General features: G+C 65.2%; 8 protein-coding genes and 1 riboswitch. Of the genes, 3 read left to right on the top strand and 5 right to left on the bottom strand.

Annotated elements, in window-relative coordinates; translation table 11 throughout:
* From C7441_RS19650 to C7441_RS19640, 3 genes are all read right to left on the bottom strand, one after another.
* Nucleotides 1-2,215: molybdopterin-dependent oxidoreductase (locus tag C7441_RS19650; protein ID WP_109614318.1), on the bottom strand; the 2,215-nt coding region annotated here is incomplete at its 3' end.
* Nucleotides 2,215-3,897: an NAD(P)H-dependent oxidoreductase subunit E gene (locus C7441_RS19645; RefSeq protein WP_109614328.1), complete on the bottom strand. Its 1,683-nt coding sequence runs from the start codon at nucleotides 3,895-3,897 to the stop codon at nucleotides 2,215-2,217. The genes C7441_RS19650 and C7441_RS19645, both read right to left, overlap by 1 nt.
* A 94-nt stretch (nucleotides 3,898-3,991) precedes the next feature.
* Nucleotides 3,992-4,228 (bottom strand): sulfurtransferase TusA family protein, encoded by a 237-nt coding sequence (locus C7441_RS19640; RefSeq protein WP_109614317.1) that lies wholly within the window; start codon nucleotides 4,226-4,228, stop codon nucleotides 3,992-3,994.
* Nucleotides 4,229-4,493: 265 nt separating this feature from the next.
* Between C7441_RS19640 and C7441_RS19635 the strand changes: the two genes are divergently transcribed.
* The 3 genes from C7441_RS19635 to C7441_RS19625 are packed head-to-tail and all read left to right on the top strand — an operon-like array spanning nucleotide 4,494 to nucleotide 7,079.
* Nucleotides 4,494-5,927, top strand: a complete 1,434-nt coding sequence (locus C7441_RS19635) for a cytochrome ubiquinol oxidase subunit I (RefSeq protein ID WP_109614327.1) — start codon at nucleotides 4,494-4,496, stop codon at nucleotides 5,925-5,927.
* A gap of 4 nt (nucleotides 5,928-5,931) precedes the next feature.
* Nucleotides 5,932-6,939, top strand: a complete 1,008-nt coding sequence (gene cydB, locus C7441_RS19630; RefSeq protein ID WP_109614316.1) for a cytochrome d ubiquinol oxidase subunit II — start codon at nucleotides 5,932-5,934, stop codon at nucleotides 6,937-6,939.
* Nucleotides 6,939-7,079 carry a DUF2474 domain-containing protein gene (locus C7441_RS19625; protein ID WP_019171942.1) on the top strand — a complete coding sequence of 47 codons (141 nt, stop codon included), beginning with the start codon at nucleotides 6,939-6,941 and terminating at the stop codon, nucleotides 7,077-7,079. The genes cydB and C7441_RS19625 overlap by 1 nt, the downstream gene beginning before the upstream one ends.
* Before the next feature lie 121 nt (nucleotides 7,080-7,200).
* On the opposite strand, the gene thiC is transcribed toward C7441_RS19625, so the two are convergent.
* Together thiC and thiD are read right to left on the bottom strand one after the other, a co-directional pair.
* Nucleotides 7,201-9,033: a phosphomethylpyrimidine synthase ThiC gene (gene thiC, locus C7441_RS19620; RefSeq protein ID WP_109614315.1), complete on the bottom strand. Its 1,833-nt coding sequence runs from the start codon at nucleotides 9,031-9,033 to the stop codon at nucleotides 7,201-7,203.
* A gap of 126 nt (nucleotides 9,034-9,159) precedes the next feature.
* Nucleotides 9,160-9,277: riboswitch (TPP riboswitch) on the bottom strand.
* Between the two features lie 27 nt (nucleotides 9,278-9,304).
* The gene (gene thiD, locus C7441_RS19615) at nucleotides 9,305-10,144 is read right to left on the bottom strand and encodes a bifunctional hydroxymethylpyrimidine kinase/phosphomethylpyrimidine kinase (RefSeq protein ID WP_109614314.1); all 840 of its coding nucleotides are present in this window, start codon (nucleotides 10,142-10,144) and stop codon (nucleotides 9,305-9,307) included.
* Nucleotides 10,145-10,193: the final 49 nt, after the last annotated feature.

The following is a 10,193-nucleotide window of genomic DNA, read 5'->3' as shown; positions in this document are numbered from 1 at the left end:
CCTCCGAGACGTGGCTGTAGTTCCAGTCGAGCCCGATCCCATGGGCAAGATCGACGATGATCTCCCAGTCCTGCCGCGCCTCGCCCGGCAGGTCGAGCGCGGGTCGGCCGAGCTGCACCTGCCGGTTGGTGTTGGTGAAGGTGCCGAGCTTTTCGGCATGTGCCGAGGCCGGCAATATGACATCGGCGTGCCAGGCCGTCTCGGTGAAGAAGATGTCCTGGACGACGAGATGCTCCAGCTTGGCCAGCGCATTGCGGGCATGGATCTGGTCCGGGTCGGACATGGCCGGGTTCTCACCCATGATGTACATGCCCTTGATTTCGCCGTCGTGGATGGCGTCCACGATCTCGACCACGGTCAGCCCCTTCTTGGGGTCCAGCGTCTGGCCCCAGAAGTTCTCGTAATGGCTGCGGATGTCGATGTTCTCCACCGACTTGTAGTCGGGATAGTACATCGGGATCAGCCCGGCGTCGGAAGCGCCCTGCACGTTGTTCTGGCCGCGCAGCGGGTGCAGCCCGGTGCCGGGACGGCCGACCTGCCCGGTGATCAGCGCCAGCGCGATCAGGCAGCGCGAATTGTCGGTGCCGTGGACATGCTGCGAAACGCCCATGCCCCAGAAGATGATCGAGCGCTCGGACTTGGCGTAGGTGCGCGCGACGTCGCGCAGCACGTCCGCCGCAATGCCGCAGATGGGCGCCATTTCCTCCGGCGAGAATTTCTTGACCTTCTCCTTCAGCGCTTCGAAGCCGGAAACGTTCGCCTGGATATATTGCTCGTCATAGAGCTTTTCCTCGATGATGACGTGGAGAAGCGCGTTGAGCATCGCCACATCGCTGCCGGGCGTGAAGCGCAGCGCCTGATAGGCATGGCGCATCAGGTCCTGACCGCGCGGGTCCATGACGATCAGCTTCTTGCCCAGCTTGACCGCCTGCTTGAAGAAGGTCGCCGCCACCGGATGGTTGGTTGTGGGGCGCGCACCGATGACGATGATGCAATCGGCCTTCATGGCGTCGTTGAAGGGTGCCGACACCGCGCCGGAGCCCACGCCTTCCATCAGCGCGGCCACGGACGAGGCGTGGCACAGCCGCGTGCAGTGATCGACATTGTTGGTGCCGAAACCCTGCCGCACCAGCTTCTGGAACAGATAGGCCTCCTCGTTGGAGCCCTTGGCGGAGCCGAAGCCGGCCAGCGACGCGCCGCCATGCTCTTCGCGCAGCGACACCAGTCCGGCCGATGCGCGCTGCATGGCCTCTTCCCATGTCGCTTCGCGGAAGATGGTCAGCGGATCGACGCCGCGCAGGTCGGCATCACCGGCCTTCGGCGCGTCGTCGCGGCGGATCAGCGGCCTGGTCAGCCGCTCGGGCGACATCGCGTAGTCGTAGCCGAAGCGGCCCTTGACGCAGAGCCGGTTCTGGTTGGCGAACCCGTCGCGGCCATCGACCTGGACGATGCGGTTGTCCTTCACGGCAACCCGCGTCTGGCAACCGACGCCGCAGAAGGGACACAGCGTATCCACGACCTTGTCGAAGGACTGCACGGCGCGGGTGCGGTAGTCCTTGTCCATCAGCGACTTTTCGTAGAGCGCGCCGGTGGGGCAGGCCTGCACGCATTCGCCGCAGGTCACGCAGGTGGAATTGCCCATCGGGTCGTGCATGTCGAAGACGGGAATGGCGTGGTCGCCGCGATTCGCCATGCCGATCACGTCGTTGACCTGCACCTCGCGACAGGCACGCACGCAGGCATTGCAGGCGATGCAGGCGTCGAGATTGACGGCGATGGCCGGATTGGAGATGTCGAACCCGGCGGCGTCGCCATTGTCCCCGAATTTGGTGGCATAACGGTCGCTGCCGGAAATGCCCATGGACGAGGCCCACTCCCAGAACGGGGACTGGTTGTCCGGTCCCTCATCGGCCGGGCGCATGTTGCTGGCCAGAAGCTCGAACACCATTTCGCGCGATTTCTGCGCGCGCTCGGTGTCGGTATGGACCACCATGCCTTCGGTCGGCTTGCGGATGCAGGAGGCGGTGAGCACGCGCTCGCCCTCGACATCGACCATGCAGGCGCGGCAATTGCCGTCCGGACGGTAGCCGGGGAGATCGACATGGCACAGATGCGGAATCTTCGTGCCTTCGCGCTTGGCCACCTCCCAGATGGTTTCGCCTTCGGCGGCCGTAACCGCCTTACCGTCGAGCGTGAACTTGATCGTACCGGCCATTACAGATCATCCCGGAAATAGGTCAGCAGATGGTTGACCGGGTTGGGCGCAGCCTGCCCAAGCCCGCAGATGGAAGCGTCGCGCATGACGCTTTCGAGATCGCGGATCGCCGTCTCGTCGAGCGGCGCAGGCTGCTGCAGAAGCGCCGCCATCTTGCCCGTGCCCTCGCGGCAGGGCGTGCACTGGCCGCAGCTTTCATGCTTGAAGAATTTCAGCAGGTTGAGCGCGACGTCACGGGCGCTGTCGGCCTGCGAGAACACGACGATGGCATGCGAGCCGACAAAGGCGCCGAGCTTGGCGAGCTCGCCGCCGAAATCCAGCGGCACGTCGCCGAGCGAGGCGGGCAGGATGCCGCCCGAAGCGCCGCCGGGCAGATAGGCCTTGAACTCGTGGCCATCGGCCATGCCGCCGCAATATTCCTCGATCAGCTCGCGCACGGTGACGCCCGCCGGCGCCAGCTTCACGCCCGGCTCCTTCACCCGGCCCGACACCGACCAGGAGCGAACGCCCGGATGACCGGGCTTGCCCCTGGCGGCGAACCATTCGGCGCCGTTCTCGACGATGTCGCGCACCCACCACAGCGTCTCGACATTGTGGTTGAGGGTGGGCAGGCCGAACAGGCCGACCTCGGCGATGTAGGGCGGGCGGTTGCGCGGCAGGCCGCGCTTGCCCTCGATCGATTCCAGCATCGCGCTTTCCTCGCCGCAGATGTAAGCGCCGGCGCCGCGGCGCAGTTCGATGAAACCGGGCGCCGCGATGCCGGCCTTCTCCAGCGCCGCGATCTCGGTGCGCAGGATGTGCAGCACGCCCGGATATTCGTCGCGCATGTAGAAATAGATGCGCTGGGCCTCGACCGCATGGGCCGCGATCAGCGCGCCTTCGAGCGTGCGGTGCGGGTCGTTTTCCAGATAGACGCGGTCCTTGAAGGTGCCGGGCTCGCCCTCGTCTCCATTGATGGTCATCAGGCGCGGGCCTTGGAAGGAGCGCACGATGCTCCATTTCCTGCCGGCCGGGAAGCCGGCGCCGCCGAGGCCGCGCAGACCCGCGGCCTGCATGGTTTCCATCAGCGCGTCCGGCGTGATCTCGCCCGCGCGCACCTTGTCCAGCAGGCGATAGCCGCCGGCCGCGCGATAAGCGTCGAGCCCGGTATAGGAAGGCACCACGGTGCCGATTTCGCCTTCGCGGGCCATGGCCAGCAGACCCTCGCTGGTGGCGTTGTCCACCTCGCGATTGCCGATGCGCGCGGCCGGAGCCGTGCCGCAGCGACCCATGCAGGGCGCCCGCACGACGCGCACCGCATCGGAATCGATGCCGGCGGCCAGTTCCCCGATCAGCGCCTCGCAGCCGGCCACCATGCAGCTTACCGAATCACAGACGCGGATGGTCAGCGGCGCCGGCGGCGTCTCGCCTTCCTTGACGATGTCGAAATGGTCGTAGAACGACGCGACCTCGTAGACCTCGGTCTGCGACAGGCGCATCTCCTCGGCCAGCGCGCGCAGATGCGCCGCCGACAGGTAGCCGTACTCATCCTGGACCAGATGCAGGAATTCGATCAGCAGGTCGCGCCGGCGCGGCCTGTCGCCGAGGAGCGCACGCACCTCGTGCAGCGCGTGATCGTCAAGTCCGCGCCCCTTGGGGCCGCGATCCTTGCCGCGCCGCAACTTTGGGTCCTGGATGTTCACCTGCGTCACCTCCCGGGATCAGACGTCGGAGCTATGCCAGCCTATAGCCACTATAGGGCAAGCCAATCAGCCCGGGCGAAGAAAATCAACACTTTCAAGCGCCATTCGCGACACGCTTCTCGATCACGAAAACGATACGCCCGCCCTGTTTTTTCGTCTCCAGCAGGCGGTCTCCGGTGTCGGAAAGCAGACTGGGAATGTCGATGGCGGACAACGGGTCGGTGCAGATAACCCGGATTTGCTCGCCCGGCGCAAGATCGCGCAGCGCCTTGCGCGTCTTCAGGGCCGGCAGGGGGCATTTCAGCCCGCTCAGATCAATCTGCGTCGTCATGTCGCGCCCACGATGAGCCCCGCCCGGCTGGCAGTCAACCGGCAGAGGGGCATCTGATTCGGCACCCCGGAGAAGCGGCTTGCTGCAAAACTGTCGCAGGACAACGCGCCTCATGGGGCAAAATGTCGGGTTCGACTTCCGGCATTTTCGGGTTCAGGATGACAACCACAGGGAGAATGATTACAATTTTGCCGGCGGCTGGAAGGTCTTCGGCTCATATGCGCAGCCGTGTGCAGCGTGGTTGTGCTCGACAAAGAGGTCCCAGATGTTCGGCCTGACAGCACTTGAACTAGCCCGCATCCAGTTCGGCTTCACGATCTCCTTCCACATCATATTCCCCGCCATCACCATCGGGCTGGCGAGCTACCTCGTCGTCCTGGAGGGCTTGTGGCTGTGGAAGCGCGACGCGGTCTATCGCGACCTCTACCATTTCTGGTCGAAGATATTCGCCGTCAATTTCGCGATGGGCGTGGTTTCCGGCCTGGTCATGGCCTACCAGTTCGGCACCAACTGGAGTTATTTCTCCACATTCGCCGGCAGCGTCACCGGCCCGTTGCTGGCCTATGAGGTGCTGACCGCCTTCTTCCTGGAAGCCGGCTTCCTCGGGGTGATGCTGTTCGGCTGGAACCGCGTCGGGCCGGGGCTGCATTTCTTCTCGACGGTCATGGTGGCGCTCGGCACGCTGATCTCGTCCACCTGGATCCTTGCCTCCAACAGCTGGATGCAGACGCCGCAGGGCTTCGAGATCGTCAACGGCATCGTGGTGCCGGTGAACTGGCTGGAGGTGATATTCAACCCCTCCTTCCCCTATCGCCTGGCGCATATGGTGGTGGCCGCCTATCTGGCTACGGCGCTGTTCGTGGGCGCTTCCGGCGCATGGCACCTGCTGCGCGGCAACGACAACCAGCGTGTGCGCACCATGCTTTCCATGGCCATGTGGATGCTGCTGTTTTCAGCGCCGGTGCAGATCTTCATCGGCGACCTGCACGGCCTCAACACGCTGAAATACCAGCCCGCCAAGATCGCCGCCGTCGAGGGCCACTGGGAGAACAAGCCTGGCGAAGCCGTGCCGCTCACCCTGTTCGGCTGGCCGGACATGCAAAAGGAAGAGACGCTCTATGCTCTGCAGGTGCCGCGCCTGGGCAGCATCATCCTGACTCACACATGGGACGGCCAGTTCCCAGGCCTGAAGGAATTCGCTCCCGAAGACCGGCCCAATTCGACCGTGGTGTTCTGGAGCTTCCGGGTGATGGTCGGGCTCGGCGTGCTGATGCTGCTTTTGGCGGTGTGGGCGCTGTGGCTGCGCTGGAAAGGCAATCTCTTCCTGACCCGCCCGTTCCTGCGCTTCGCCACGGTGATGGGGCCAGCCGGGCTGATCGCCATACTGGCCGGCTGGTTCACCACCGAAATCGGCCGCCAGCCCTGGATCGTCTACGGCATCATGCGCACCAGGGATGCCGTGTCCAACCACTCGACGCTGGCGATGAGCGTCACGCTCATCGCCTTCATCGTGGTCTATTTCGGCGTGTTCGGCGTCGGCACCCGCTACATGCTGAGACTGGTCGCCAAGGGGCCGGAAGACACCACGGACGAACCGCCGGAAGGCGAGCACAGCGCCGGACGGCCGGCACGGCCCATGTCGGCCGCGCCCGACCAGATGGAAATGTTCGCTTCTCCTCGCCAGGACACGAAAGGCTGACAAGATGGGCATCGATCTTCCGGTAGTGTGGGCCATCATCATCACCTTCGGCCTGATGATGTATGTGGTGATGGACGGCTTCGATCTCGGCATCGGCATCCTGTTCCCGTTCGTGCGCGACCGCGAGGACCGCGACGTGATGGTCAACACCGTGGCGCCCGTGTGGGACGGCAACGAAACCTGGCTGGTGCTGGGCGGCGCGGCATTGCTGGCCGCCTTCCCACTGGCCTATTCGATCATCCTCAGCGCGCTTTACCTGCCGCTGGTGATCATGCTGCTGGGGCTGATCCTGCGCGGGGTGGCCTTCGAATTCCGCTTCAAGGCCGACCAGCACCATCGCGCCTTCTGGGACAAGGCCTTTGCCGGCGGCTCCTATGTGGCAAGCTTCTTCCAGGGCGTGGCGCTGGGCGCGTTCCTCAACGGCTTCAAGGTCGAGAACGGGGCCTATGCCGGCGGCGCGCTCGACTGGGTCACGCCGTTCAGCCTGTTCACCGGCCTCGGGGTGCTGGTCGCCTATGCGCTTCTGGGAAGCACCTGGCTCATCATCAAGACGGAAGGCGCGCTGCAGGAGCGCATGGTGGCACTGGCCCGGCCCGTGACGATGCTTCTGCTGGTGGTCGTCGGCATCGTCAGCCTGTGGACCCCGCTTGCCCATCCGGCAATCGCCGAACGGTGGTTCAGCTTCCCCAACATCGTCCTGTTCTCGCCGGTTCCGGTGCTGGTCCTGGTATGCACCTGGCTGATCCTGCGCAGCCTGCACGGCACCCCGCATGCGGGGCCGTTCGTGCTGGCGCTGTTCCTGATCTTCCTCGGCTATAGCGGGCTCGGCATCAGCCTGTGGCCGCATATCATCCCGCCCGACATCACCTTGCGCGAAGCCGCCGCGCCACCGCAGAGCATGGGCTTCACGCTGGTGGGGGCGCTGTTCATCATCCCCATCATACTGGCCTATACCGCGTGGTCCTATTACGTCTTCCGCGGCAAGGTGAAGGCCGGAGAAGGCTACCACTGATGGCGGCCTCCTCCCCTTCGCCCAACTGGCCGAAGCGGATCGGCTGGCTGGTGCTGATCTGGGCGGCGAGCGTGCTGAGCCTTGGCGTCGTGGCGCTCGTCTTCCGCTTCCTGATGAACCTCGTCGGCCTCACGGCCTGACGGGAACGCCTCCGGTGGCCGGTGACGTTTTTCGCAACATCATCGGCCTCGGTTTGGCGAAGCATGATCTTTTCCCGAAAACCGGTTTGGGATCACGCTTTAAACCGCGCATGCACGGTGCTCATGCCTCCGCCTTGTCGACCGGGACATAGAGATCGCCGCCCTCGCGATATTTCTGCGCCATCTCAGCCATGCCCTGCCGGCGTTCGCCCTCCTCGCGCGCGGCATCGCGAATGTCGTGCGAGATGCGCATGGAGCAGAATTTCGGCCCGCACATGGAGCAGAAATGCGCCACCTTGTGGGCTTCCTTGGGCAGCGTCTGGTCATGAAAGGCGCGCGCCGTGTCCGGGTCGAGCGACAGGTTGAACTGGTCCTCCCAGCGGAATTCGAAGCGCGCCCGCGACAGCGCGTCGTCCCTGATCTTGGCCGCCGGATGCCCCTTGGCCAGATCGGCGGCATGGGCGGCGATCTTGTAGGTGATGACGCCGGTCTTGACGTCGTCGCGGTCAGGCAGGCCCAGATGCTCCTTGGGCGTGACGTAGCAGAGCATGGCCGTGCCGAACCAGCCGATCATGGCCGCACCGATGCCCGACGTGATGTGGTCGTAGCCCGGCGCGATATCGGTGGTGAGCGGCCCGAGCGTGTAGAAAGGCGCCTCGCCGCAGACCTCGAGCTGCTTGTCCATGTTCTCCTTGATCTTGTGCATCGGCACATGGCCGGGACCTTCGATCATCACCTGGCAATCCCTGGCCCAGGCGATCTGCGTCAGCTCGCCCAGCGTCTCCAGCTCGGCGAACTGGGCCGCGTCGTTGGCGTCTGCGATGGAGCCCGGGCGCAGGCCGTCACCCAGCGAGAACGACACGTCATAGGCGCGCGCGATGTCGCAGATCTCGGCAAAATGCTCGTAGAGGAAGCTTTCGCGGTGATGATGCAGGCACCACTTGGCCATGATCGAGCCGCCACGGCTGACGATGCCGGTGACACGATCGACGGTGAGCGGAATGTGGTGCAGCCGCACGCCGGCGTGGATGGTGAAATAGTCCACGCCCTGCTCGGCCTGCTCGACCAGCGTGTCGCGAAACACTTCCCAGGTCAGATCCTCGGCAATGCCGCCGACCTTCTCCAGCGCCTGATAGATGGGCACCGTGCCGATCGGCACCGGCGCGTTGCGGATGATCCAGTCGCGGATATTGTGGATGTTGCGGCCGGTGGACAGATCCATGACCGTGTCGGCGCCCCAGCGGATCGCCCAGACCATCTTCTCCACCTCCTCGGCCATGGACGAGGTGACGGCGGAATTGCCGATATTGGCGTTGATCTTCACCAGGAAGTTTCGGCCGATGATCATCGGCTCGCTTTCGGGGTGATTGATGTTGGAGGGGATGATGGCGCGGCCGCGCGCCACCTCGTCGCGCACGAATTCCGGCGTCACGAAGTCGGGAATGGCCGCCCCGAAGCTCTCGCCGTCACGCTTGGCCTGCTCGCGCAGCCTTTCGCGGCCGAGATTCTCGCGGATGGCGACGAATTCCATTTCCGGCGTGACAATGCCGGCGCGGGCATAGGCAAGCTGGGTAACGGCACGGCCCTGCACGGCGCGCAGCGGGCGATGCCGCACCGGGAATTCCGGCGTCAGGCGTTCGCCGGAGACGAAGCCGTTGTCCTCCGGCTTCACCAGCCGTCCGCCATAGGCTTCGACATCGCCGCGCGCGGCGATCCAGCCGTCTCGGATGCGCGGCAGGCCCTGCTCGATGGCGACGGCCTTGCCGGGATCGGTGTAGGGGCCGGACGAATCATAGATCGTCACCGGCGGCTCGCCGGCGCTGGGGTGAACGTCGATCTCACGCATCGGCACGCTGATGCCGGGATGCATGGCGCCCGGCTTGTAGACCTTGCGCGATGCCGGCAGCGCGCCGGTGGTGACGACGGGTGTCGTGGTTTTCGCATGAGCATTCATAGGGACCTCCTTTGCCCGCTTGCATTGGAGACCCAGTTCGGATGCCGGAAGGAGGATATGGACCGTGATCGGGGGAGGAAGCCTGTTGTCCTGCTTTTCCCGGCGGTCTTTTGACGGACCGCGAGCCGATGAGCCCTTGCACCATCCCTACGCCAGTATGAACTGGATCAGGTTCAACGGGTCACTGCGCTGCACGCGGCCAGCAGTCTCTCAGCCCCTTGTCGGGGCTCCCCAGGTGATGGCCGCAGACTGATCGCCTGCGGCCGGCTTGTCAATCCGCGGGAGCCAGCGCCCGCGCGGAATGCGCTTCGTGCGATGTCCAAAGCGCATGGAAATGATGCACCGGGCCATGGCCGTGCCCGACATCGAGCCGGTCGGCGGCAGCCAGCGCGCCGGTCAGGTAGCGCTTGGCCTTTTGCGTTGCCGCTTCCAGCGGCATGGACGGCAGCAAAGCCGCCAGCGCGGCCGAGAGCGTGCATCCTGTGCCGTGGTCGTTGCGGGTCGCCACGCGCGGCTGCGAGTAGGCGCTCACCCTGCCGCCCGACAGCAGCAGGTCGACGCTGTCACGGCCGCCCAGATGGCCGCCTTTCAGCAGCACCGCCTCGCTGCCGAAACGGGCGAGTTCGCGCAGGCGGACATGCATTTCGGCCAGCGACCAGTCCGGCTCGGCATCCAAGAGAACGGCGGCTTCGGGGAGGTTCGGCGTCACCACCGAGCAGAGCGGCAGGAGGCGGTCGCGGATCACCGCAACCGCGTCGGGTTGCAACAGATGATCACCCGACTTGGCGACCATGACCGGATCGAGCACGATGTTGCGCGCGCCATGGCGGCGCAGCCGCCCGGCGATGACGCTTGCGATGGCGGCTGTCGGCACCATGCCGATCTTCACCGCATCGACGCGGACATCCTCGAAGACCGCATCGATCTGCGCGCCGACGAAATCCGGCTCCAGCGTGACGAAGGACGAAACGCCGGTCGTGTTCTGCGCGACGACGGCGGTGATGACGGACATGCCGTAGGTCCCCAGCGCGCTGAAGGTCTTCAGGTCGGCCTGAATGCCGGCGCCGCCGGTCGGGTCGGTGCCGGCAATGCTCAATATGTTGCTGATCATGCGGCGTCTCCCGTGTTGCGGGCGACCCCGCACAGGAAGCCAACGGCGG

This window comes from Pseudaminobacter salicylatoxidans, from assembly GCF_003148475.1.
Lineage (GTDB): Bacteria > Pseudomonadota > Alphaproteobacteria > Rhizobiales > Rhizobiaceae > Pseudaminobacter > Pseudaminobacter salicylatoxidans.
Note: the sequence above shows the minus strand (reverse complement) of the source record. Positions and strands in the feature narration are given on the sequence as shown.

Excerpts from the sequence above, each read along its gene's own strand:
- C7441_RS19640 (WP_109614317.1), bottom strand. The coding sequence starts at position 4,228 with ATGACGACGCAGATTGATCTGAGCGGGCTGAAATGCCCCCTGCCGGCC.
- C7441_RS19635 (WP_109614327.1), top strand. The coding sequence starts at position 4,494 with ATGTTCGGCCTGACAGCACTTGAACTAGCCCGCATCCAGTTCGGCTTC.
- cydB (WP_109614316.1), top strand. The coding sequence starts at position 5,932 with ATGGGCATCGATCTTCCGGTAGTGTGGGCCATCATCATCACCTTCGGC.
- C7441_RS19625 (WP_019171942.1), top strand. The coding sequence starts at position 6,939 with ATGGCGGCCTCCTCCCCTTCGCCCAACTGGCCGAAGCGGATCGGCTGG.
- thiC (WP_109614315.1), bottom strand. The coding sequence starts at position 9,033 with ATGAATGCTCATGCGAAAACCACGACACCCGTCGTCACCACCGGCGCG.
- thiD (WP_109614314.1), bottom strand. The coding sequence starts at position 10,144 with ATGATCAGCAACATATTGAGCATTGCCGGCACCGACCCGACCGGCGGC.